Consider the following 22,594-nt stretch of genomic DNA (forward strand, 5'->3'; position numbering starts at 1 on the left):
GATGGCGCGGGTCTGGGCATATGGGATCGCGGCGGCGGGGCTTGCCCTGGCCGGTTGCGGCCCCATGGCCCTGCCCGAAGCCGAGAGGCTTTGCGCCGAAAGCGTCGCCCCGAAAGCGCCCCTCTCCGGCGAAGGCCGGATGGGGGTCACCTCGGGCGGCGATTTCGAAAGCGGCGTGAAGCTGACCTTCACAATGGGCAGCGGCGGCGGCGATCCCGGCGCGGCCTATGACCGCTGCGTCCGCGCCCGCGCGGGGCAGGGGCCCAGCCGCCCCTATTACACCGTGCCGCGGGGGAGGGGATGATGGAGCTTCTGTGCTTTCGCGATGTCCCCGTGATGCCGGTCACCCGCATGCGCGAACATGTGCCGCTGGGCGGTCCGGTCTGGCCCGAGTTCGAGCGTCAGACCGCGGCCCGGTTCTGCTATTCCGGCCGTCCCGCCGACAGCGCGCCGCCCCTGCGCAAGCCGGTGCGGCAGTTCCGCCGCCCGGCGCTTTGGGGCGGCTATCTCAGCCATGAATTCGGCCATCTGGTGGCCGAACACATCACCCGGCTTCTGCCTGCGGTCAGCCAGCGCGACACGGATGTGGTGCTGTTCACCCTGCCCACCGGCACCCCGCCCGAGGCGCTGGCGCCCTGGGTGCATCAGGTGTTCGACTGGCTGACGATGCCCGCGCGCCGCGCCCGTTTCGTCACCGAACCCAGCCTTGCGCCGGAATTGCGCGTCTGCGCCCAGGGCGAGATGCTGGGCGGCACCGCCCCCGATCCGGCCTATCTTGACCTGCTCGACGCGCTGCCCGCCCGCCACGGGCTCGGGTCGCGGCCGCGCCTGCCGCTGATCTATGTCAGCCGTGCCGGGCTGGTGACCACGGGCCGCGGCGGCCATCTGGGCGAGTCCTATCTGGCCGGGCTGCTGGCGCAGCTGGGCGTGACGGTGATCGACCCCGGAACCCTGCCGATCCGGGCGCAGATGCAGGTCTATGCCCGGGCCGAGGCGCTGGTCTTTGCCGAGGGCTCGGCGCTGCATGGCCGCCAGCTGCTGGGCCGTCTCGATCAGGACATCCACGTCCTGCGCCGTCGCACCGGGCCGGATGCCTGGACGGCGGTGCTGACGCCGCGCTGCCGCAGCCTGCGCAGCCATGATGTCGTCGCGGCGCATCTGACCGTCTCGGGCCGGTTCCGCGGCCCCGAACACACGACCCCGCGCGAATTGCGCCATCTTTACGCGACCTTCTACGATCTGCCCGCGCTTTTCGCCGCCTTCGCCGATCTGGGCGTGCCGCTCGCCCGGCACTGGAACCACGACGCCTGGCGCGCGGCCGTGCTGGACGATGCCCTGCGCTGGCTTTTGGCCCAGGCCGCCCCGGTCACCCAGGCGCTGCCCAATCTCATCCGCCTCATCGAGCAGATTTCCACCCCCGATGAGCTTCTCGACTTGGCCGAGCCGCCCCCGGCCCGGTCCGCTTCGCACTGAAAGGACGCCCAATGGTTCAGTTCACGCTTCCGAAAAACTCCAAGATCCGCGTCGGCAAGACCTGGCCGCGGCCCGAGGGTGCCAAGAACACGCGCAAGTTCAAGATCTACCGCTGGGACCCGGACACCGGCGAAAACCCGCGGGTGGACACCTATTTCCTCGACATGGACCGCTGCGGGCCGATGGTTCTGGACGCGCTTCTGAAGATCAAGAACGAGATCGACCCGACGCTGACCTTCCGCCGCTCCTGCCGCGAGGGGATCTGTGGGTCTTGTGCGATGAACATCGACGGCATCAACACGCTGGCCTGCATCTATGGCCTCGACGAGATCAAGGGCGACGTGCGCATCTATCCGCTGCCGCATATGCCGGTGGTCAAGGATCTGGTGCCGGACCTGACGCTCTTTTACGCGCAGCATGCCTCGATCATGCCCTTCCTGCAGACGACGACGAACAAGCCGGAAAAAGAATGGCTGCAGTCGATCGAGGATCGCAAGAAGCTGGACGGTCTTTATGAATGCGTGATGTGCGCGTCGTGCTCGACCTCGTGTCCGAGCTACTGGTGGAACTCGGACCGCTACCTTGGCCCGGCGGCGCTGCTGCATGCCTATCGCTGGATCATCGACAGCCGGGATGAGGCCACGGCCGAGCGTCTGGATGCGCTGGAAGACCCGTTCAAGCTTTATCGCTGCCACACGATCATGAACTGCGCCAAGACCTGCCCCAAGGGGCTGAACCCGGCCAAGGCGATCGCCGAGATCAAGCGGCTGATGGTCAGCCGGCACGTCTGATCCGGCTTTGCTTCGACACTAGGCCCCGGCACTGCCGGGGCCTTTTTGCTGCGTTGCGGAAATTGCATATCGCAGTTGCAGCATTTTCGCTGTCGGCCGCGGCGGGCATGGGATAGTTTGTCGCAGGGGAGACCACGCACCCACAGGAGCAAGCCATGTCGAAAATCGTCACCTTCCGGAAGAAATCCGAGCAGGAAAAAGCCGCCGAAGCGCTGAGGATTCTGGCCGAGGCTTACGCCTATTACACGCCCGCCCGCGGCAAGGCGGATTTGATCGAGGAAACCGAACTCGACCAGATGTTCGAATATTACGCGGCCTGAGCCCGATTTGTCGCGAAAGCGCCCCTGCCCGTCGGCGGGGGCTTTTCTTTTGCGCCAAAGCCGGGCGAGACTGGCGCAAAGGAGACCGCGCCCCGTGAAACCGACCCATCCCGACCATGCCCCGCCCGCCGATGCCGCCGCCCGCCGCGCGATCAAGCCGGTGATCTGCTACCCGGTCGAGACCCTGCCACGCCCCGATCTGGCCGCGCTGCGCGCCGCCCGCGCGGGCTGGACGAAGATCGACGAGGTGATCGTCCCGGCGCGCGAGGCGAAATTCTTTGAAGTGCCCGCGGGCTGCTTCTTCCGCATCGTCTCGATCGACGGTCCGCAGGTCGGTGACCTCAACCTCTGGTCGCTAAAGGATCTGAACGAGCGCTTCTATTCCGGCAAGACCCGCGCGCTGCATGGCACGCATCTGTCGACCGGCGATCAGCTCTGGTCCTCGATCCCGTACTTGCGGCCGATGGCGACGATCACCGAGGACACGCTGGACTGGTATGGCATCGACGAACATGGCGGCTCGGTGCATGACGTGATCGGCACCCGCTGCGATCCCTATACGCATCACCTGCTCTCGGGCGGCGAGACTTACCACCATTGCTGCCATTCGAACCTGACCCGCGCGCTGGCCGAGGAAACCGGGCTGATGAAACATGCCTGCGAATTCCATGTCCATGACGTGCTGAATGTCTTCATGTGCACCGGCTTCACCCGCGACACCGGCCAGTATTTCATGAAGGCGTCGCCGGTGCGGCCGGGCGATTATCTGGAATTCTTCGCCGAGATCGATCTGGGCGGCGCGCTCTCGGCCTGCCCGGGCGGCGATTGTTCCTCGGAACATTCCTCGGATGCGGCGGCCTGTTACCCGCTCAAGATCGAGATCTATCGGCCGCAGGACCGGCCCGAGGGCTGGGTCTCGCCCGCGCAAAACGGCTATGACCGGACCCACGGCTGCGATCTGGACTGAGCCGGGCAGGGGGGCGCTGCCCCCCTTACTCCGCTTGCGGCCCCTGCAGCTCGGTTTCCAGAAAGCGCTCGAACGCATCCAGATCCAGCGGCTCGAAGGCGCCGAAGCTCTGGATCCAGACGATCGCGCCTTCCATCGCCGCGGGCTCGAGCTTGCACCATTTCACCCGGCCGCGCTTTTCCTGGCTGATCAGCCCGGCTTCGGCGAGGATCGTCAGATGTTTCGAAATCGCGGCAAGCGACATCTGAAACGGCGCGGCGACATCGGTCACCGCCATGTCGTCTTCCAGCAGCATGGTCAGGATCGCCCGCCGCGTCGGGTCGGCGAGCGCGGCAAAGACGGCATCAAGGCGGGCGGCGGCGGAAAGGTCCATGCGCCACCTTTGCGCATCCTGCGGCAAAACGTCAACCGATCGGTTGAATATGACTTTGGCCCGGCGCATGCGAAAACCCCCCGCCCGACCCGCGGCTGATTGCGCAAACGAAAATGAAAACAAGGACTTGCGCGTTCGGAAAGACTCTGTCAACGGCGTTGACTCATCGGGCTTGCGTCGTTACACACGGCCTCAACCTGCGGGGAGCATCCATGTCGGAGGAAGTTGGCGGAGAACCTGATCCCGAGCGTCTGGCGGCGCTTGAGAAACGGCTTTCGCAACTGAAGAAGACCGAGGAGGCGCCCAAACGCGCAGCGGATGGCGATCTGCGCATGGCCGACATGGCCTGGCGGATGGTCATCGAACTGGTTTCGGGGCTGGGGATCGGCTTCGGCATCGGATACGGGCTGGATGCCGTCTTTGGCACGCAGCCCTTCCTGATGCTGATCTTCGTCTTCCTCGGTCTCGCGGCGGGGGTGAAGGTGATGCTTCGCTCGGCCGCGGACTTGACAAAGGCACAGGCAGCTGCGGCCGCAGCTGGCAAAGAGGGGAAATAGTCGTGGCAGAAGAAGCTGGCACCGGCCTTGTGTTCCACCCGATGGAACCGTTCAAGATTCACTCGATGTTCGACGGCGAGGCGATCCGTTGGTTCGAGTTCTTCGTGCCGACGAACTCGACCCTGTGGATGGCGATCGGCGTTCTGATGATCGCGCTGCTGATGGTCGTGGGCACCTTGCGCCGCGCCATCGTGCCGGGCCGCATCCAGTCGCTCGCCGAGCTGACCTACGGCTTCATCCACAAGATGGTCGAGGATGTCGCGGGCAAGGACGGGCTGGTCTACTTCCCCTATATCTTCACGCTGTTCCTGTTCATCCTGTTCTCGAACTTCCTTGGCCTGATCCCGATGGCCTTCACCCCCACCTCGCATATCGCGGTGACCGGCGTGATGGCGATGGGCGTGTTCATCGGCGTCACCGCGCTGGGCTTCATGAAGCACGGCAGCCACTTCCTGAACCTGTTCTGGGTCTCGGCCGCGCCGCTGCCGCTGCGCCCGATCCTGGCCGTGATCGAGGTGATCTCCTACTTCGTGCGTCCGGTGAGCCACTCCATCCGGCTTGCGGGCAACATGATGGCCGGCCACGCGGTGATGGAAGTCTTTGCCGCCTTCGCGCCGCTGATCCTGTTCTCCTTCGTCGGCGTGATCGTGACCCCGCTCTCGGTGCTGGCGATCGTCGCGATGTATGCGCTCGAAATCCTCGTGGCCTTCGTGCAGGCCTATGTCTTCACCATCCTGACCTGCGTCTATCTGAAAGACGCGCTGCATCCGGGCCACTGAGGCCCGGACCGCAGACAGGTCCCCGTCACAACCTCAATTCAGCCAATTCCAACCTCAAGGAGTGTCCATCATGGAAGGCGATATCGTTCAAATGGGTGCCTACATCGGTGCTGGTCTTGCGTGCACCGGCATGGGCGGCGCCGCCGTCGGTGTGGGCCACGTCGTCGGCAACTTCATCTCGGGCGCGCTGCGCAACCCCTCGGCGGCCGCTTCGCAAACCGCCACCATGTTCATCGGTATCGCGTTCGCCGAAGCGCTGGGGATCTTCTCGTTCCTCGTCGCGCTTCTGCTGATGTTCGCCGTCTGATCCCTGCTGAGCAACCTTGCGGTCGGGTGGGTGTTCGCACCCACCCGGTAACTGAAGGGTCCAGGGGGACGACATGGCAAACGAAACAAACGCGGTCGAGGCCGCTGCTGCTGTCGCCGGACACGCTGCCGAGGCTGCGGAAAAGGGCGGGATGCCGCAGCTCGACTTCTCGACCTTCCCGAACCAGATCTTCTGGCTGCTGTTGGCTCTGGGCGCCATCTACTGGCTGCTCAAGAACATCGCCATTCCGCGCATCGCGGCGATTCTGGCCGATCGTGCCGGGACCATCTCGGGCGATCTTGCGGCGGCGGAACAGTACAAGCTGAAGGCCAAGGACGCGGAAGCGGCCTATGCCAAGGCGCTGGCCGATGCCCGCGCGCAGGCGCAAAAGATCATCGCCGAGACCCGTGCGGTGATTCAAAAGGACCTCGATGCCGCCACGGCGAAAGCCGATGCGGATATCGCGGCCCGCGTCGCGCAATCCGAGGTGAAGATCGCCGAGATCCGCGCCGGGGCGCTGGAGGCGGTGCAGATCGTCGCCACCGACACGGCCACGGCCATCGTCACGGCGCTGGGCGGCAAGGCCGACATGGGCGCGCTGAACGCGGCCGTGGGGCAGCGGGTGAAGGGGTAAGGCGATGAAGAAACTGACGTTCCTGCTTGTTGCTCTGGCGGCGAACCCGGCTTTCGCATCCGAAGGCCCGTTCGTCTCGCTGCGCAACGCGCATTTCGTGATCCTCGTCGCGTTCCTGATCTTTGTCGGCGTGCTGATCAAGTTCAAGGTTCCCTCGATGTTGCTGGGCATGCTCGACAAGCGTGCCGAGGGCATCAAGGCGGATCTGGACGAGGCCAAGGCGCTGCGCGACGAAGCGCAGAAGATCCTGGCGAGCTACGAGCGCAAGGCGCGCGAAGTGCAGGGTCAGGCCGACGAGATCGTCGCCGCGGCCAAGCGCGATGCGCAACTGGCGGCCGAGCAGGCCAAGGCCGACCTGAAGGAGGCCATCGCGCGCCGCCTGAAGGGCGCCGAAGACCGGATCGCCTCGGCGGAAGCCGCTGCGCTGAAGGACGTCAAGGATCGGGCCGTGCAGGTGGCGGTTGCCGCCGCGGCCGAGGTTCTGGCGAACCAGATGTCGGCCTCCGACAAGTCGGGCATGATCGACGCGGCCATCACGGAAGTGGAAACCCGGCTGAACTGAGCCGCGTTCCAGACCAGATCGAAAACCCGGCCTTGCGGCCGGGTTTTTGCTTTTGGCCGTGTTGCAACGGGGCAGGGCAAAAGAAAACGCGCGCCCGAAGGCGCGCGTTTCGCATTGAACGGGGCAGATTGCTCAGACCGCGCGGATCGCGGTCACGGTCGCTTTCGGCGTTCCCGCATTGGCGTCGATGAAATTCAGCACCAGCGGCCGGATGTTGTTGCGCCAGGACGAGCCCGCGAAGATGCCGTAATGGCCCGCGCCCGGCTCCAGATGCTGCGCCTTCTTGTCCTCGGGCAGGCCGGTGCACAGCCGCAGCGCCGCCACGCATTGTCCGGGGGCGGAAATGTCGTCATTCGCGCCCTCGACCGTCTTCACCGCGACGCGGGTGATCTTGCCGATGTCGACGCGCTTGCCCTCGACCTCGAAGCGGTTCTGCGCGATTTCCAGCCCCTTGAAGATCCGTTCCACCGTGGACAGATAGAATTCCGCGGTCATGTCCATCACCGCCAGATATTCATCGTAGAAGATGTTGTGATGGTCGTGTTCCGAGCCTTCGCCCTTCGATTCCATCAGGATCTTGTCGGAAAAGGCCTTGGTGTGCTTGTCCATGTTCATCGAGATGAACGAGGCCAGCTGCATCAGCCCCGGATAGACCAGCCGCCCGGCGCCCTTGTATTTGAAGCCGACGCGCTGGATCACCATGTGTTCGAGCTGCCCCATGGTGACGCGGCGGCCGAAATCGGTCACCTCGGTCGCGGCGGCATCGGGGTCGATCGGCCCGCCGATCAGCGTCAGCGTGCGCGGCTGCGCCTCGGGTTCTTCCTCGGCCAGATAGGCGGTGGCGGCCAGCGTCAGCGGCGCGGGCTGACAGACCGCGATCACGTTGATGTCGGGGCCAAGCAGGCGCATGAATTCGACGAGGTAAAGCGTGTAATCCTCGATGTCGAACTTGCCCGCGCTGACCGGAATGTCCCGCGCATTGTGCCAATCCGTCACGTAAACATCGGCATCGGGCAGAAGACTGGCGACGGTGGAGCGCAGAAGCGTCGCGTAATGGCCCGACATCGGCGCAACCAGAAGGATGCGTCGCGGCATCGGCGCCCGGCCCTGAACCTTGAAGTGGATGAGCGCGCCGAAGGGCTTGTCGATCAGCGTCTCGATCTCGATCAGGTGGTCCTTGCCATCGGCGGCGGGGATCGAGCGGATGCCCCAGTCGGGCTTGATCACCATGCGCGCGAAGCTGCGTTCGGTCACCCGGCCCCAGGCCGACATCAGCTTGAACATCGGATGGGGCGTCAGCCCCCAGACCGGATAGGAGGCCATGGCACGGGCCGAGGCGCCCATCCATTCATTGGTGTTCCTGATGGTTTCCATCAGGTCGTAGCTCATCATGCCCTTCATCGGCACTCCCCAAGAAACCGCACAATCGTCGCTTGTTCCCGTGCAAGCGGACGTTATGTTTCAGGATAAAGGATAGGGAGGAAATTTCGTTATGACAACGCCTGAAAAGGTCGAATCTGCTGCATCGCAGCAAATGCGGGACAATCTGGCGCGGATTGAGACACTTACACAACGCATGGTTGAAGCCTTTGCGCAAAAGCGCGCGCCCAATCCTGCGCTGGAGGGGCCGGGGCTGGATCTTTACGTCGCCTCTTCGAGCGCGCTTTTGCGCGAGATGACGGCGAATCCGGCGAAGATCTTCGAGGCGCAGGTCAGCTATTGGGCGCAGGCGATGACGCATTACATCGACGCCACCCATGCCTTTGCTCAGGGCACCTTCAAGCCGCCCGCCGATCCGGGGCCGAAGGACCGCCGCTTTTCCAACCCGCTGTGGGACAGCCATCCCTATTTCAACTTCATCAAGCAGCAATATCTGATCGCCTCGAGCTCGATCGAGGAAGCGCTGTCGAAGATCGAGGGGCTGGACCCGGTCGATCGCCGCCGGCTGGAGATGTTTTCCAAGCAGATCATCGACATGATGGCGCCGACGAATTTTCTGGCGACGAACCCGGATGCGCTGGAAAAGGCGGTGGCGACCGAGGGCGAAAGCCTGGTGCGGGGGCTGGAAAACCTCGTGCGCGACATCGAGGCGAACCGCGGCGATCTGGTGATCACGCTTTCGGACAAGAACGCCTTCAGCGTCGGGCACAACATCGGCACGGCGAAAGGCCAGGTGGTCTGGCGCAACCGGCTGATGGAGATCATCCAGTACGAGCCCACCACCCCCGAGGTGCACAAGACCCCGCTGATCATCTTTCCGCCCTGGATCAACAAGTTCTACATCCTGGATCTGAAACCGCAAAACAGCCTGATCCGCTGGATCGTCGATCAGGGCTTCACGCTGTTCGTCGTCAGCTGGAAGAACCCGGACCGGTCCTATGCCGATGTGGGGATGGAGGATTACGTCCGCGACGGCTATCTGGCCGCGATCGAGGAGGTGAAGGCGATCACCGGCGAGAAACAGGTGAATGCGGTCGGCTATTGCATCGCGGGCACGACGCTGAGCCTGGTCCTGTCGCTCTTGGAAAAGCGCAAGGACAAGTCGATCAAATCGGCGACCTTTTTCACCACGCTGACCGACTTTTCCGATCAGGGCGAATTCACCCCCTTCCTGCAGGATGATTTCGTCGACGGGATCGAGCGGCAGGTGCGGCTGGATGGCGTTCTGTCGAGCTATTACATGACGCGGACCTTTTCCTATCTGCGGGCGAATGACCTGATCTATCAGCCCGCGATCCGCAGCTACATGATGGGCGAATCGCCGCCCGCCTTCGACTTGCTTTACTGGAACGGCGACAGCACCAACCTGCCGGGCAAGATGGCGATGGAATATCTGCGCGGGCTCTGTCAGGCCGATGCCTTCACCACCGAGGGCTTCGAGCTGATGGGCGAGCGGCTGCATGTCTCGGGGGTCAAGGTGCCGCTCTGCGCCATCGCCTGCGAGACCGACCATATCGCGCCCTGGATCGTCAGCTTCAACGGCGTGGCGCAGATGGGATCGACCGACAAGACCTTCATCCTGACGGAATCGGGCCATATCGCCGGGATCGTGAACCCGCCGAGCAAGGACAAATACGGCCATTACACCTCTGCGGCGCCGATTGCCGATCATCAGGTCTGGAAGGCGCAGGCCACCTACACGAAGGGCAGCTGGTGGCCGCGCTGGGGGGAATGGCTGGCCGGGCATTCGGGCAAGAAGATCCCCGCGCGGGCCCCGGGCGACGCGACGCATCCGCCGCTGGCCCCGGCCCCCGGCACCTATGTCTCGGAGGTTGTGGTGCTTTAGCTCCGGCGCGGCGGAGAGGGGGCTTCGGCCCCCTTTTTCAAGCCGATTCTCCATGACGCAGATCAACCTGAACGCGAATTATGCGCTGCGACGCAGAAAATTTCCCTTGCAATGCTGCACTGCAGCATTTATATCTGAGTCAAGCGAACGGGCCCCGCCGCCTCGATGGGCCCTCTGACCGGAGCGACTGAAATGGCCAAGACCCAGGATTTCACCAAGATGATGCAGGACATGATGGCCTCGGTGCCGATGGACATGTCGAAGATGCAGGATGCGTTCAAGGCGCAGACCGTGCTGACCGAAAAGATGGCCAAGGTCGCCATCGACGCGGCGGAAAAATCGACCGACATCTCGGCGAAATGGGCCAAGGACTCGCTGGCGAAAGTCGGCGCGCTGACCGCGTCGAAAGCCGAACCGGCCGATTACGCCAAGGTCATGAGCGACTTCGCCTCGGCCTCGGTCGAGATGGCGACCGAAAACCTCGCCGCCTTTGCCGAAGTGGCGAAGAAGGTGCAGATGGACACGGTCGAGCTGATGCTGGCCGCGGGCAAGGAAATGACCGAGGAAACCACCGCCGCCGTCAAGAAGGCGACCGAGGAAGTCACCGCCGCGGCGAAAAAGACCGTCGCCGCGAAGTGAACCGGATCGGCCCGGTTTCCTCCTCCCTGCCGGGTTGACCATGGGCGCACTTCGGTGCGCCCTTTTCTTTTGTTGCTTTTGCCGCGGCGCAGCCTAAACATTGCTGCAGCGCCAAAAAACCACGGGAGGAGAGACCATGGCCGAAGAGGCGAAGCCCTTGCTGATCAAGCGCTATGCGAGCCGGCGGCTTTATAACACCGAGACGAGCGATTATGTCACGCTCGAGGATATCGCCTCCTTCATCCGGCAGGGGCGCGAGGTGCAGATCGTCGACCTGAAATCGGGCGACGACCTGACGCGGCAATATCTGCTGCAGATCATCGCCGAACATGAAAGCCGGGGCGAAAACGTGCTGCCGGTGGATGTGCTGACCGATCTGGTGCGCAGCTACACGACGCAGGCGCAATCGGTGGTGCCGCAATTCCTGGCCGCGAGCTTCGAGATGCTGCGCGAGGGCCAGTCGAAGATGATGGAGAATTTCGCCACCTTCCCGCCGGTGCCCGGCTTCGAGGCGCTGCAGCGCCAGCAGGAGGCCTTCCTGAAGACGTTGATGTCGGGCTGGGGCGCGGCGGTCGGCACCGCGCCCGAGGCGGGCGGCGAGGGCGCGGGCGGGCGCGAGGAGCTTGACGCGATCAAGAAGCAGCTTGCCGAATTGCAGTCGAAACTGTCGAAACTGTAAGCAGGCCGGGGGGCGCTGCCCCCCGGACCCCCCGCTCGGGGGCATGCCCCCGAGACCCCCGGCCCGAAGCTCTGGCCGTATTTCCTGAAACCGAGGGGGCCTTGGCCCGGGCGTGCCAAGGCAGGCTTCGGAGCGGCAGTCCGGCCCCGACAGGGAGCGATGATGACGGGCAAGGCAAAAGGGCGGGGCGAGAAGGTCAGCCTCTGGGCGGTCGAGATGCTGGTGGCGACGGCCGAAGAGGGGGCGATCACCGCGGCGGCGCGGCGGCTGGGGGTCTCGGCCTCGGCGGTCAGTCAGCAGATCGTGGCGCTGGAAGCCGCGCTGGGGGCGGAGCTGGTCGACCGCACGGCGCGGCCCTTCGGGCTGACGGCGGCGGGGCGGGCCTTTCTGCCCCATGCCGAGGCGATGCTGGACGAGCTGGCGCGGGGCCGGGCCGGGGTGGGCCTGGCCGATCCTGCGGGCTTGCGCAGTTTCCGGCTGGGCATGATCGAGGATTTCGAGGCCGAGGTGACGCCGCTTTTGCTGGCGGGGATGGGGGCGGAACTGACCGCCTGCCGGTTCCTGCTCGAGACCGGGCCGAGCCATCGTCTGGCGGCGCAGCTGGAGGCGCGGGCACTGGACATGGTGGTGGCGGCCGAGATCGAGGCGGCGCAGGAGGGGGTGGAGCGGCATCCGCTGCTCTCGGAACCGCTGATCGCGGTCTGGCCGGAGGGTCTGGTGGGGGCCGATCTGCCGCTTTTGCATTATTCGCGCCGCACGCTGATGGGGCAGCAGATCGCCGCCTATCTGGGCCGGATCGGCGAGAGCCCCGGGCATCGCTTCGAGATCGACAGCACCCCGGCGATCCTGGCGATGGTGGCGGCGGGGCAGGGCTGGTCGATCCTGACGCCGTCCGGGGTTTTGCATGGCAAGCGGGCGGGGGTGGCGCTGGCGCCGCTGCGGGGGCCGGGGATGAGCCGCCGCATCGTGCTGAGCGCGCGGGCGAGCACGATGGGGGATCTGCCCGGCGCGGTGGCGCAGCGGCTGCGCGGCCTTCTTGCCGAGCGGATCGTGGCGCCGGCTCTGGCCGAGGCGCCCTGGCTCGCGGCATCGCTGCGCGTCGAATGAGTGCGCCCGCCTGCGCGGTCGCCCCGAAAGGGGGGCTTTCCGCCCCCCTCTGCTCCTGCGGAGCATTCACCCCCCGAGGATATTTGCCGCAAGGTGAAAGGGGAGGGCTGCGGCGCGCTGTGCCACGGGGAAAGCCCGGCTCGGGCCCGGGGCAGGAGGGGGAACCCAGTGTTTCACCCTGGAGCCTCATCGCGTTCCCGCCTGGACTGTGCCCGAACCCGTCGCCAAGCCGGTCGAGACTGGCCTTTGCCTTTTACCTTGCGGCAAATATCCCGGGGGGTGAGCGGCGCACCCGCGAGGGGGGCAGCGCCCCCCTGTTGGGGCGCCCGCGACAGCGGGCGCAACCGTTTCAGACCAGACGGCTTTGCGCCAGCGCCGCTTTCACGAAACCGGCAAACAGCGGATGCGGCGCGAAGGGTTTCGACTTCAGCTCCGGGTGGAACTGCACGCCGATGAACCAGGGATGGTCCTTGTGCTCGACGATCTCGGGCAGACGGCCGTCCGGGCTCATCCCCGAGAACACCAGACCGCAGTTTTCCAGCGCTTCGCGATAAGTGATGTCGACCTCGTAGCGGTGGCGGTGGCGTTCCTCGATTTCGGTCTTGCCGTAAACCTCGGCCACTTTCGAGCCCGCCGTCAGCTGCGCCGAATAGGCGCCCAGACGCATCGTGCCGCCCTTGTCGTCGGTCAGCTTCCGCTCCACCCGGTGGTTGCCCTGCACCCATTCCTTGAGGTGGTAAACCACGGGCGTGAAACGCTTTTCGCCTGCCTCATGGTCGAATTCCTCGGAGCCCGCATTGGCCAGCCCCGCCATGTTCCGCGCGGCCTCAATGACCGCCATCTGCATGCCCAGACAGATGCCGAGATAGGGCACGCCCTTTTCGCGGGCGAATTGCGCGGCGCGGATCTTGCCCTCGGTGCCGCGTTCGCCAAAGCCGCCGGGCACCAGAATGGCGTGGAAAGGCTCCAGATGCGGCGCCGGGTCTTCGCGTTCGAAGATCTCGGCGTCGATCCATTCCGCCTTCACCCGCACCCGGTTCGCCATGCCGCCATGGGTCAACGCCTCGGCGATCGACTTGTAGGCGTCCTCGAGCTGCACATATTTGCCGACGATGGCAACGCGGACCTCGCCCTCGGCATGGGTCAGCCGGTCCATCACATCTTCCCAGCGGCTCATGTCGGGCCGCGGCGCGGGCGAGATGCCAAAGGCGTTCAAGACCGCCTGATCCAGCCCGGCGCGGTGATAGGCCAAGGGCGCCTCGTAGATCGAGCGCAGGTCATAGGCCGGGATCACGCTGTCGGGCCGCACGTTGCAGAAAAGCGCGATCTTCGCGCGTTCCTTGTCCGGGATCGGATGTTCCGAGCGGCACACCAGCACGTCGGGCTGCAACCCGATCGAGCGCAGCTCCTTGACCGAATGCTGCGTCGGCTTCGTCTTCAATTCGCCCGAGGCCGCCAGATAGGGCAGCAGCGTCAGGTGCATGAAGATGCACTGCCCGCGCGGGCGTTCCTGGGCGAATTGCCGGATCGCTTCGAAGAAGGGCAGGCCCTCGATGTCACCCACCGTGCCGCCGATCTCGCACAGCATGAAATCGACCTCGTCATCGCCCACGGCAATGAAGTCCTTGATTTCATTTGTGACGTGCGGGATCACCTGGATCGTCTTGCCCAGGTAGGCGCCGCGGCGCTCTTTCTCCAGCACGTTCGAATAGATCCGCCCGGACGACACCGAATCCGTCTTGCGGGCGCTGACGCCGGTGAAGCGTTCGTAATGGCCCAGATCAAGGTCGGTCTCGGCGCCGTCATCGGTGACGAAAACCTCGCCGTGTTCGAAGGGGCTCATCGTGCCCGGATCGACGTTCAGGTAAGGGTCGAGCTTGCGCAGCCGCACCGAAAAGCCGCGGGCCTGCAGAAGGGCGCCGAGGGCGGCCGAAGCCAAGCCCTTGCCCAGCGAGGAAACCACGCCCCCGGTGATGAAGACATAACGCGCCATGAGACCCCCGTGACAAGCAAAAGAAAGGCTTGTTCCGGTCGGGATCGACCGGAACCACGGGATTTGACTGATACACGATTCGCAGCCTGCCCGCAACCAGACCGCAAGACTTGGAGTAAACTAAGAGCCGAAGTCCCAGTTATAGTGGGCTCAGTTCGAGGCGGGCGCCTCCGGCGCCGGCGTTTCGGTCGCCGCGGGCGCTTCGGCCGGGGCCTCGGTGGCCGCGGGCGGCGTGACCGGCGGCACGACCGGCTCGTCGGTCGAGGGCGGCGGCGCCGAGATCAGCGGCGAGGTCCCGGTGCTGCCGGGCGCGGCGGGCGCCTCGGCCGGGGTGGTGTCGACGACCGAGGCCTCCTTGCCCGCGCGGGCCGAGAAAACCGTCAGCGTGATCGAGGTCGCCAGAAAGCCGATGGCAAAGATCCAGGTCAGCTTGGTCAGCGCATTCGCCGCCTGCCGCCCGGTCATCACGCCGCCACCGCCACCCCCGCCCATGCCAAGGCCGCCACCTTCCGAGCGCTGCAGCAGCACCACCCCGATCAGGAGGAGCGCCAGCACGAGGTGGACGACGAGGATGACGTTTTGGACGTTTTCCATGAGGGAGGCGCGCCTTTGTTCAATCGACGCGCCTATCTAGGCGCTTGGGCCACGGCGCGCAACCCGGTTTTCTGCCGCTGCCGGGCCGGGCGGCGTCCTTGCGGCGAAAAATCGGTTTCCCCCGGGCGTTCACCCCGCTATATGTCGCGCGGTTTCAGACCTGCGGAGAATGCGAATGGCCAACGTGGTGGTTGTCGGCGCCCAATGGGGCGACGAAGGCAAGGGCAAGATCGTCGACTGGCTCAGTGAACGGGCCGACGTCATCGCCCGCTTTCAGGGCGGCCACAATGCGGGCCACACGCTCGTCATCGGCGGCAAGGTCTACAAGCTGAACGCGCTGCCCTCGGGCGTCGTGCGCGGCGGCAAGCTTTCGGTGATCGGCAACGGCGTCGTGCTGGACCCCTGGCATCTGGTCAAGGAAGTGGCGGCGATCCGCGAACAGGGCGTCGAGATCAATCCCGACAATCTGATGATCGCGGAAAACACCCCCCTGATCATGCCGTTCCACGGCGAGCTGGACCGTGCGCGCGAAGCCCATGCCGCGGTGGCGAAGATCGGCACCACCGGCCGCGGCATCGGCCCCTGCTACGAAGACAAGGTCGGCCGTCGGGTCATCCGTGTCGCCGATCTGGCCGATGACGAGACGCTGCAGCTGCGCGTCGATCGCGCGCTTGTCCATCACAACGCGCTGCGCGCCGGGCTGGGCCTTGGCCCGATCGATCGTGACGCCGTGCTGGCCGATCTGCGCGCCATCGCCCCCGAGATCCTGCAATATGCGAAACCGGTCTGGAAGGTCCTGACCGAGCTGCGCAAGGCGGGCAAGCGGATCCTGTTCGAAGGCGCGCAGGGCTCTCTGCTCGACATCGACTTCGGCACCTATCCCTTTGTCACCTCCTCGAACGTGATCGCGGGGCAGGCGGCGACGGGCGTCGGCCTCGGGCCGAATGCGGTCGATTATTCGCTTGGCATCGTCAAGGCCTATACCACCCGGGTGGGCGAGGGCCCGTTCCCGACCGAGCTGAAAGACGACGACGGCGAGCGTCTGGGCACGCGCGGCCATGAATTCGGCACCGTCACCGGGCGCAAGCGCCGTTGCGGCTGGTTCGATGCGGTGCTGGTGCGCCAGACCTGCGCGATTTCCGGCATGAAGGGCATCGCGCTGACCAAGCTTGACGTGCTGGACGGGTTCGAAAAGCTCAAGATCTGCGTCGCTTACGATGTCGATGGCGTGCGCTACGACTATCTGCCGACGCAGGCTGCGCTGCAGGCAAAGGCGAAGCCGATCTACGAAGAAATGGACGGCTGGTCGGAAAGCACGCAGGGCGCGCGGTCCTGGAACGATCTGCCCGGCGCGGCGGTGAAATATGTCCGCCGCATCGAGGAGCTGATCCAGTGCCCGGTGGCGATGCTCTCGACCTCGCCCGAGCGCGACGACACCATCCTGGTCACCGACCCCTTCGAGGATTGAGCCCGTGCCGATCCCCTACAAGACCCGCCGCCGTCTGGCGCTTTTTGTTCTGGTCGTCGGCCTGCCCGCCTATATCGTCGCGGCGGTTTCCGCCGTCGCCTGGGCCGAGGCGCGCTGGGGCGGGCTGCCCTGGTGGGGATCGGTGCTGGTCTATGTGGGACTGGGCTTTCTCTGGATCGCGCCGATGAAGCCCGTCTTCATCGGCGTCGGCAAACCCGATCCGGACGCGCAACCGCCTGAACAGAAATGAAAACGGAGGGGCGAGCCCCTCCGTTTCCGCATCGCGTCGTCCGGTTTCAGGCGCGGGCCTGATAGAACCGGCTCGCCTCGGTGATCGCGTATTGGCCGCGCTTCACCTTGGCGATCTTCCCCTGACGCAACAAGGTTCCGAACATCCGCAGCCGGTCTTCGCGGCTGAAGCTGGCGTCGCCCACGGCCGAGACCTTGCTCATGATCTGCGGCGGCGAGAAATGCGGCCGCCCCTCGACCTGCGCGGTATAGGCGGCGGCGGCTTCCAGCAGCTCGGCCAGACCCTGCGGCGCCCGGCTTTGCGCGAATTCGGCAAAGCTCGAGGCTTCCTCGGGGCTCAGCGGCAGCTCGATCTCGTCGTCGGTGGCCTCGGGGGCGGGCTCCTGCGTCAGGCTGGCGGCGATGATCCGGCGCGGACGGACCGCCTGCGCCTTGGCGACGGCCTCTGCGGGGGCGCGGTCGACGCGCTGTTCGGAGACCAGCACCAGCGGCGCCGGGCGTGCCTCGGGGCGGGCGGCGGTCTGATGGTGGCTTTCGCCGACCGCGGGCAGCACCGGACGGCGCGGCCGCACCGCCTGGGTCAGATCCTGCCGATAGGGCGCGGTTTCGTCCTTTTGCGCCTCTTCGGTGCCGGCCCGGCGTTCGGCCACGGTGGCGGCCACCGCGGCCTTGAGATGCGCGATCGCCGAAATCCGGCGCCGGTTCTCGTTGCCTGCCATCTGCGCATCGGCCTTTTCCAGCAGCCGCGGCAGGTCGCCTTCGGGCAGCGGCGGCACTTTCGCGGCCGGGCGCGCGGGCAGGATCAGCGGCTCGGCCGGATGGGTGCGGCGCTCGGCGACACCGGGCGGCGGCGCGTCGGGCGGCAGCGTGACCACGGTGAAGGCGGCAGGCGCGGGCGTGTCTTCGGCGAAAAGCGCGTCGATGTCGATCTCGGGTTTCTTCGCCGCGGGCGCTTCGGGCACGGCAGAAGCGGCGGCGGCCTCTTCCTCCGGCTCGGGGTCCAGCTCGACCACCAGCGCCTCGATTTCGACCTCGGGCTCCGGCGCGGCTTCGGCCGCAAGCTGGGGCTCGGGGGCGGGTTCGGGGACGGCTTCGGGGGCGACGGGGGCAGAGGCGACTTCGGCTTCGGCGCTTTCGGTGCTCCAGCCCTCGATGCCCCAATCGACATCGCCCAGATTTTCCGTCAGCGCGGCCAGTTCCGCCATCAGCTCGGCTTCCGCCTCGGGGCTCAGCGCCGCCGGTTCCGGCGCGGCCGGGCTTTCGGGGGCAGCGGCTTCGGCCATCGTTGCGCTGACCGAAGCCAGCATCCGGTCGATGTCCTCGGCGGCGGGGTCCGCGACGGATGCGGCTTCGGGCGTCGTTGCGGGCGCGGTTTCGGGGGCGGGCACCGGCGCGGCGGCGGCCAGCGGCTCGGCGCGGCGCAGCTTGATCACCCGGGCGCGGATCACCGGACGGGGCGCCTCGGGCGCGACCGCGGCTTGCGCTGCCGCAACCTCGGGCGCGGTCGTCTCGGGCGCAGTCGTCTCGGGGGCGGCGGGCGTCGACACGGCCTCGGCCGCCGGTTCGGCCGCATCCTCGGCGGTGCCCTGCGCCTCGGCCTGCACCTGACGGGCGGCGCGGCGTTCGGCACGGCGGCGCATGCGCTCGATCTTTTCGGGATCCATGCTGCCCGGGGTCTCGTCTTCCTCCTCGTCCTCGCTGTCAAGGGCCGGATCGGGAAGGGCGGCTTGCGTCACCGCGGCGGGCGGCGCTTCGGCGCCCGGCTCCTCTGCCGCCAGATCCTCCGCACGCAGCGGACCCGAGATGTCCAGCGCGAAGCCGAAATCCTCGGGCGCGGCGATCGCCTCGGTCCCGGGGTCGGTCTCCGCTTCGGGCACGGCTGCGGCCACAGGTTCGGCCTCGGGGATTTGCGCGGTCTGGACGGGGGCGGTCTGGACGGGGGCGCTCGGGGCGAGGTCCGGATCCGCGTCGGGCTCTGCCGGTCCCTGCGCCGCGCGCGCCTGCGCCACCGCCGAGCGGATGCGCTGCAGCTTCGCCGCCACCGATTCGCTGATCGGATCGCCGCCGACCTCGGGGGGCGCCGCGATGGGGGCCGCCGCGACGGGGGCCGCGGGCGTCCCGGCAACGGGCGTCCCGGCGGGCATCGCCACCACGACAGGGGCCGGTTCCCGCGCCGCCGCCTCGCCCGGACGCAGGATCACGCCGTTCTTCTCGATCTTCGCATCGACCCGCCGCGCCATTTCGCGCTCGGCGATGCGATGCAGCATCTCGGCGTCGGGCTGCGGCGGCTCGGCGCCAAAATACCGATCTTCCGCGGCCAGATCGCGGAAATATTCCGCAATCGCCTTCATCGTCGTGAAGGGTTCGTCGAACCCCTCCAGCGTGCACGAGAAGGTGCCGTAGGAGACGGTTAAGATCTTGCTCGCTCCAACCATGGGCGTTTCGCCTCTCCTGAACCTCATTGCGTTCACCATGCTTGGGAACTGGTGCTTTCCGGTGAACGAAATAGGGCAAATGCAGGGAATTTTAGCGATATCGGTTGCATGGCTTTGCCTTAATCATCATCAATCATGCCATGAATGCGGAAATTGTCCATTGTGAAGGCGGGGTCACGCTGCTGGGCGGGGGAATCGCCGCTCCGGCCGATGTTGCCAATTCGTTGACGATCGCGCCAGTGCTGGTGGCGGCCGATGGCGGCGCCGACCGGGCTTTGGCGCTGGGTCTGATGCCTGCGGCGGTGATCGGCGACATGGACAGCCTCTCGGCGGCGGGCCGGGCGGCGCTGGCCGGGCGGCTGCATCCGGTGGCCGAACAGGACAGCACCGATTTCGGCAAATGCCTGCGGCTGGTCGCGGCGCGGTTCTATCTCTGCCTTGGCTTCACCGGGCTGCGGCTTGATCACACGCTGGCGGCGCTGACCGAACTGACCACGCGGCCCGGGCAGATCGTGATCCTGATCGCCGAGGACGAGGTGATCTTTCGCGCCCCCCCCCGGCTGGCGCTGGATCTGCCCTTGGGCACGCGGCTGTCGCTGCATCCGATGGGACCGGCTTCCGGGCGCTCGACCGGGCTGCGCTGGCCGATCGACGGGCTCGCTTTCGCCCCCGAGAGCCGCACCGGCACCTCGAACGCGGTGACGGGCCCGGTGACGCTCGAGATCGACGGCCCGATGCTGGTGCTGCTGCCGAAGGATCAGCTCAGCCCCGTGCTGCACGCGCTTTTGCCGCCAGACGTTCGCGGTGAATGATGTAAAGCCCCGAGGCGGTGATGATGCCGATGCCGACCCAGGTCAGCGCATTCGGGAAATCGCCGAAGACCAGATAGCCGAACAGCGTCGCCGTCAGCATCTCGAAATAATGCAGCGGCGCCAGGGTCGAGGAGGGGGCGTATTTCAGCGCATAGCTCATCGACATGTGGCTGACGGTGGAGGCCAGCCCGACGCAGAAGCACCAGAGCCAGAAGATCCCCTCGGGCGTCTCGAACCGGACCTGGCCGATGTCGAATTGCCCGCCCAGCGCCAGGATCGGGATCAGGATCACGATGGCGGCCCAGGCGGTGTGCAGGTTCATCGGCACCGGATGCATGTGGCGCGACAGCGCCCGCGTCAGCAGGATGTAAAGCGCGAAACCGACCGCCGTGCCCAAGGGATAGAGCGCGACGACGCCGAAGACGGCAAAGGACGGCTGGATCACGAAGAGCGCGCCGATGAAGCCCACGACCGAGGCGGCGATCCGGCGCGGCCCGACCTCTTCGTGCATCACGAAGCGGCCGATGAAGAGGATGACGAAAGGTTCGACAAAGGCGATGGCCAGCGCATCGGCGATCGGCATGTGCTGCACGGCCGCGACAAAGGAATAGGTCGAGAGCACCGAGACCGCGGCGCGCGCAAAGGTCAGCGCCAGCGCCCGGCGGCTCATGCCCCAGGGATGGCCCAGAAGCGCCACGATCGGCACCATCAACAGCAGCTGCGCGACATAGCGGCCCAGCGTGACGGTGCCGACGGGCACGGCTTGCGCGGCCAGTTTCGAGGCGACGTCGATCAGCGGCGCGATGATGCAAAAGCCAAGCATCAGCAGGATGCCGGGCAGGATACGGTCTTGATGGCTCATGCTTTCGCCTAGCCTGCGGGGCAGGGGGCGTCCATCCTGAAAACGACGGGCGGCGGGCGATTTGCCGCGATCCGCATTGCCGGGTTGAGGGCGGGCGCGCTTGGGGGGTAGGCTTGCCGAAAGCTTCAGGCCCGACCTTACAGGAGACCGCCATGACCGATTTCTTCGACAGCCCCGAGGGCCGCCGCATCGCCTATGACCGCCGTCCGGGCAAGGGACCGGGGGTGATGTTCCTGCACGGGCTGCATTCCGACATGACCGGCACCAAGGCCACCGCGCTCGATGCCTGGGCGGGGGATACCGGCCGCGCCTTTCTGCGCTTTGATTGTTCGGGGCACGGGCAATCCTCGGGGGTCTATGCCGAAACCTCGATCGCGGACTGGTATCAGGACGCGCGGTCTGTTCTGCTGAACCTGGCCGAGGGGCCGCAGGTGCTGGTGGGCTCCTCGATGGGCGGCTGGCTGGCGTTGTTGCTGGCGCGCGACTGCCCGGAGAAGGTCGCGGGTCTGGTGACGATCGCGGCGGCCGCCGATTTCACCGAGGACGGCTATTGGGCCAGTTTCTCGCCCGAGCAGCAGGCACAGCTGATGGAGCAGGGCTATCTCGATCTGCACCATGGCGGGCCGGTGCCCTATCGCATCAGCCGCAAGTTCATCGTCGATGGCCGCGACCATTTCGTGCTGCGCAGCCCCCTGTCGCTGCCCTTCCCGACGCGGCTCTTGCAGGGCTCCGAGGACCGCGCCGTGCCGCCCGATTGGGCGGTGAAGCTTTTCCACCATGCCGCGGGCCCCGATATCCGGCTGACGCTGGTGAAGGGCGCGGATCACAATTTCTCGGCCCCCGACAATCTGGCGCTGATCAAGGCGGCGATCGACGAGGTCGCGCCGCTCTGAGCCGCCGATCTGACCCCGGTCGCGGATCTGTGCGCGGCGGGGGTTTGCCCTTGCCCGGCCTTCGCGCTAGCTAGGCCGAAAAGCGCGAAACTGCGCGTCGCTGGGGTGAGCATGTCTGCCGATCCGTTGATCTTCCTGCCGGGCTTCATGTGTGATGCGCGGCTCTACTGGCATCAGATCATTGCCTTTTCGGCCGATCGCGCAGTGATCGCCGCGCCGCTTTCCGGCGCGACGGTCGAAGAGATGGCCGAGCATGTCCTTGCGGTTGCGCCGCCGCGCTTCGCGCTTGTCGGGCATTGGCTGGGCGGGCTGGTCGCGATGGAGGTGGCGCGCCGGGTGCCCGAGCGGGTCTCGGGACTGGGGCTGATCGACGTCTCGCCGCTGGCCGAGACCCCGGCCCAGGCGGCCAGCCGCGAGCCGCGGATCATCCGCGCCCGCACCGGGCGGCTGGACGAGGTGATGCTGGAAGAAATCCCCGCCGCCGCGCTGGCCCCCGGAGAGGGCCGGGCCGAGGTGCAGGCGATGCTTCTGGAGATGGCCGGAACGCTTGGCCCGGAGCTGTTCACCAGCCAGTCCCGCGCCCTGATGCGCCGCCCCGATCAGCAGCGCGCGCTGCGCAGCCTGCGGGTGCGGACCTTGCTGATCTGCGGCGCATACGACACGATCTGCCCGCCGCGGCGGCATGAATTCCTGGCGGAACTCATGCCGCAGGCGGCGTTCCGGCTGATCCCCGGCGCCGGTCATCTGGCGCCGCTCGAACAGCCGCTGTTGGTCACCGAGGCGCTGCGCGACTGGCTCGACGCGCCGCGCTGAG

Annotated in this window: 25 protein-coding genes; 19 read left to right on the forward strand and 6 right to left on the reverse strand. The window is 66.4% G+C overall.

Features of this window, described 5'->3' with window-relative positions; all coding sequences use genetic code 11:
• Positions 1-64 precede the first annotated feature (64 nt).
• The 5 genes from RCAP_RS03685 (at position 65) to RCAP_RS03700 (ending at position 3,551) form a co-directional block, all read left to right on the forward strand.
• Positions 65-304: a hypothetical protein gene (locus RCAP_RS03685; protein WP_131618279.1), complete on the forward strand. Its 240-nt coding sequence runs from the start codon at positions 65-67 to the stop codon at positions 302-304.
• Positions 301-1,473: a glycosyltransferase family 61 protein gene (locus RCAP_RS03690; RefSeq protein WP_013066479.1), complete on the forward strand. Its 1,173-nt coding sequence runs from the start codon at positions 301-303 to the stop codon at positions 1,471-1,473. The genes RCAP_RS03685 and RCAP_RS03690 overlap by 4 nt, the downstream gene beginning before the upstream one ends.
• A gap of 11 nt (positions 1,474-1,484) precedes the next feature.
• Positions 1,485-2,264: a succinate dehydrogenase iron-sulfur subunit gene (locus RCAP_RS03695; protein ID WP_013066480.1), complete on the forward strand. Its 780-nt coding sequence runs from the start codon at positions 1,485-1,487 to the stop codon at positions 2,262-2,264.
• A gap of 155 nt (positions 2,265-2,419) precedes the next feature.
• Positions 2,420-2,584: a hypothetical protein gene (locus RCAP_RS19505; RefSeq protein WP_013066481.1), complete on the forward strand. Its 165-nt coding sequence runs from the start codon at positions 2,420-2,422 to the stop codon at positions 2,582-2,584.
• 94 nt (positions 2,585-2,678) lie between these two features.
• Positions 2,679-3,551 carry an urea carboxylase-associated family protein gene (locus tag RCAP_RS03700; RefSeq protein WP_013066482.1) on the forward strand — a complete coding sequence of 291 codons (873 nt, stop codon included), beginning with the start codon at positions 2,679-2,681 and terminating at the stop codon, positions 3,549-3,551.
• A 25-nt stretch (positions 3,552-3,576) separates the two neighbouring features.
• On the opposite strand, the gene RCAP_RS03705 is transcribed toward RCAP_RS03700, so the two are convergent.
• A complete protein-coding gene (locus tag RCAP_RS03705; RefSeq protein ID WP_013066483.1) occupies positions 3,577-3,924 on the reverse strand; it encodes an ArsR/SmtB family transcription factor in 348 nt (115 codons plus the stop codon).
• Positions 3,925-4,136: 212 nt separating this feature from the next.
• On the opposite strand from RCAP_RS03705, the gene RCAP_RS03710 reads away from it, so the two are divergent.
• The 5 genes from RCAP_RS03710 to RCAP_RS03730 all read left to right on the forward strand — a co-directional run bounded on the left by RCAP_RS03710 (position 4,137) and on the right by RCAP_RS03730 (position 6,763).
• Positions 4,137-4,481 (forward strand): AtpZ/AtpI family protein, encoded by a 345-nt coding sequence (locus tag RCAP_RS03710; RefSeq protein WP_013066484.1) that lies wholly within the window; start codon positions 4,137-4,139, stop codon positions 4,479-4,481.
• A 2-nt stretch (positions 4,482-4,483) separates the two neighbouring features.
• A complete protein-coding gene (locus RCAP_RS03715; RefSeq protein ID WP_013066485.1) occupies positions 4,484-5,260 on the forward strand; it encodes a F0F1 ATP synthase subunit A in 777 nt (258 codons plus the stop codon).
• Between the two features lie 70 nt (positions 5,261-5,330).
• Positions 5,331-5,567, forward strand: coding sequence for a F0F1 ATP synthase subunit C (locus tag RCAP_RS03720; RefSeq protein ID WP_013066486.1), 237 nt, complete (start codon positions 5,331-5,333; stop codon positions 5,565-5,567).
• A gap of 73 nt (positions 5,568-5,640) precedes the next feature.
• Positions 5,641-6,201, forward strand: coding sequence for a F0F1 ATP synthase subunit B' (locus RCAP_RS03725; RefSeq protein ID WP_013066487.1), 561 nt, complete (start codon positions 5,641-5,643; stop codon positions 6,199-6,201).
• Positions 6,202-6,205: 4 nt separating this feature from the next.
• Positions 6,206-6,763: a F0F1 ATP synthase subunit B gene (locus tag RCAP_RS03730; protein WP_013066488.1), complete on the forward strand. Its 558-nt coding sequence runs from the start codon at positions 6,206-6,208 to the stop codon at positions 6,761-6,763.
• 132 nt (positions 6,764-6,895) lie between these two features.
• Here RCAP_RS03730 and phaZ read toward each other — a convergent pair whose 3' ends face one another.
• Complete coding sequence (gene phaZ / locus RCAP_RS03735) at positions 6,896-8,164, reverse strand: polyhydroxyalkanoate depolymerase (protein WP_013066489.1); 1,269 nt, start codon at positions 8,162-8,164, stop codon at positions 6,896-6,898.
• A gap of 91 nt (positions 8,165-8,255) precedes the next feature.
• Here phaZ and RCAP_RS03740 point away from each other — a divergent pair, with 91 nt between their 5' ends.
• From RCAP_RS03740 to RCAP_RS03755, 4 genes are all read left to right on the forward strand, one after another.
• Complete coding sequence (locus tag RCAP_RS03740) at positions 8,256-10,049, forward strand: class I poly(R)-hydroxyalkanoic acid synthase (RefSeq protein ID WP_013066490.1); 1,794 nt, start codon at positions 8,256-8,258, stop codon at positions 10,047-10,049.
• A gap of 192 nt (positions 10,050-10,241) precedes the next feature.
• Positions 10,242-10,688 (forward strand): phasin family protein, encoded by a 447-nt coding sequence (locus tag RCAP_RS03745; RefSeq protein WP_013066491.1) that lies wholly within the window; start codon positions 10,242-10,244, stop codon positions 10,686-10,688.
• Positions 10,689-10,824: 136 nt separating this feature from the next.
• Positions 10,825-11,367: a polyhydroxyalkanoate synthesis repressor PhaR gene (phaR, locus tag RCAP_RS03750; protein WP_013066492.1), complete on the forward strand. Its 543-nt coding sequence runs from the start codon at positions 10,825-10,827 to the stop codon at positions 11,365-11,367.
• 159 nt (positions 11,368-11,526) lie between these two features.
• Complete coding sequence (locus RCAP_RS03755; RefSeq protein WP_023911053.1) at positions 11,527-12,474, forward strand: LysR family transcriptional regulator; 948 nt, start codon at positions 11,527-11,529, stop codon at positions 12,472-12,474.
• Between the two features lie 349 nt (positions 12,475-12,823).
• On the opposite strand, the gene RCAP_RS03760 is transcribed toward RCAP_RS03755, so the two are convergent.
• Together RCAP_RS03760 and secG are read right to left on the reverse strand one after the other, a co-directional pair.
• Positions 12,824-14,467 carry a CTP synthase gene (locus RCAP_RS03760; protein WP_013066494.1) on the reverse strand — a complete coding sequence of 548 codons (1,644 nt, stop codon included), beginning with the start codon at positions 14,465-14,467 and terminating at the stop codon, positions 12,824-12,826.
• A gap of 150 nt (positions 14,468-14,617) precedes the next feature.
• Positions 14,618-15,061 (reverse strand): preprotein translocase subunit SecG, encoded by a 444-nt coding sequence (gene secG / locus RCAP_RS03765; protein WP_013066495.1) that lies wholly within the window; start codon positions 15,059-15,061, stop codon positions 14,618-14,620.
• Positions 15,062-15,236: 175 nt separating this feature from the next.
• On the opposite strand from secG, the gene RCAP_RS03770 reads away from it, so the two are divergent.
• Both RCAP_RS03770 and RCAP_RS03775 read left to right on the forward strand, forming a co-directional pair.
• Positions 15,237-16,529 (forward strand): adenylosuccinate synthase, encoded by a 1,293-nt coding sequence (locus RCAP_RS03770; protein ID WP_013066496.1) that lies wholly within the window; start codon positions 15,237-15,239, stop codon positions 16,527-16,529.
• Positions 16,530-16,533: 4 nt separating this feature from the next.
• On the forward strand, positions 16,534-16,779 hold the full coding sequence (locus RCAP_RS03775; protein WP_013066497.1) for a DUF2842 domain-containing protein: 246 nt from the start codon (positions 16,534-16,536) through the stop codon (positions 16,777-16,779).
• Between the two features lie 46 nt (positions 16,780-16,825).
• Here RCAP_RS03775 and RCAP_RS19510 read toward each other — a convergent pair whose 3' ends face one another.
• Positions 16,826-19,213 (reverse strand): hypothetical protein, encoded by a 2,388-nt coding sequence (locus tag RCAP_RS19510; RefSeq protein ID WP_013066498.1) that lies wholly within the window; start codon positions 19,211-19,213, stop codon positions 16,826-16,828.
• A 140-nt stretch (positions 19,214-19,353) separates the two neighbouring features.
• On the opposite strand from RCAP_RS19510, the gene RCAP_RS03785 reads away from it, so the two are divergent.
• Positions 19,354-20,025, forward strand: a complete 672-nt coding sequence (locus tag RCAP_RS03785) for a thiamine diphosphokinase (protein ID WP_013066499.1) — start codon at positions 19,354-19,356, stop codon at positions 20,023-20,025.
• Here RCAP_RS03785 and RCAP_RS03790 read toward each other — a convergent pair.
• Entirely contained in the window at positions 19,976-20,887 is a 912-nt protein-coding gene (locus RCAP_RS03790; RefSeq protein WP_013066500.1) for a DMT family transporter, read from the reverse strand. The genes RCAP_RS03785 and RCAP_RS03790 overlap by 50 nt on opposite strands.
• Before the next feature lie 152 nt (positions 20,888-21,039).
• On the opposite strand from RCAP_RS03790, the gene RCAP_RS03795 reads away from it, so the two are divergent.
• Together RCAP_RS03795 and RCAP_RS03800 are read left to right on the forward strand one after the other, a co-directional pair.
• Positions 21,040-21,780, forward strand: a complete 741-nt coding sequence (locus tag RCAP_RS03795) for an alpha/beta hydrolase (protein WP_013066501.1) — start codon at positions 21,040-21,042, stop codon at positions 21,778-21,780.
• Positions 21,781-21,891: 111 nt separating this feature from the next.
• Positions 21,892-22,593, forward strand: coding sequence for an alpha/beta fold hydrolase (locus RCAP_RS03800; RefSeq protein ID WP_013066502.1), 702 nt, complete (start codon positions 21,892-21,894; stop codon positions 22,591-22,593).
• Position 22,594 lies beyond the last annotated feature (1 nt).

It is taken from the genome of Rhodobacter capsulatus SB 1003 (assembly GCF_000021865.1).
In the GTDB taxonomy this organism is placed as follows: Bacteria; Pseudomonadota; Alphaproteobacteria; order Rhodobacterales; family Rhodobacteraceae; genus Rhodobacter; species Rhodobacter capsulatus_B.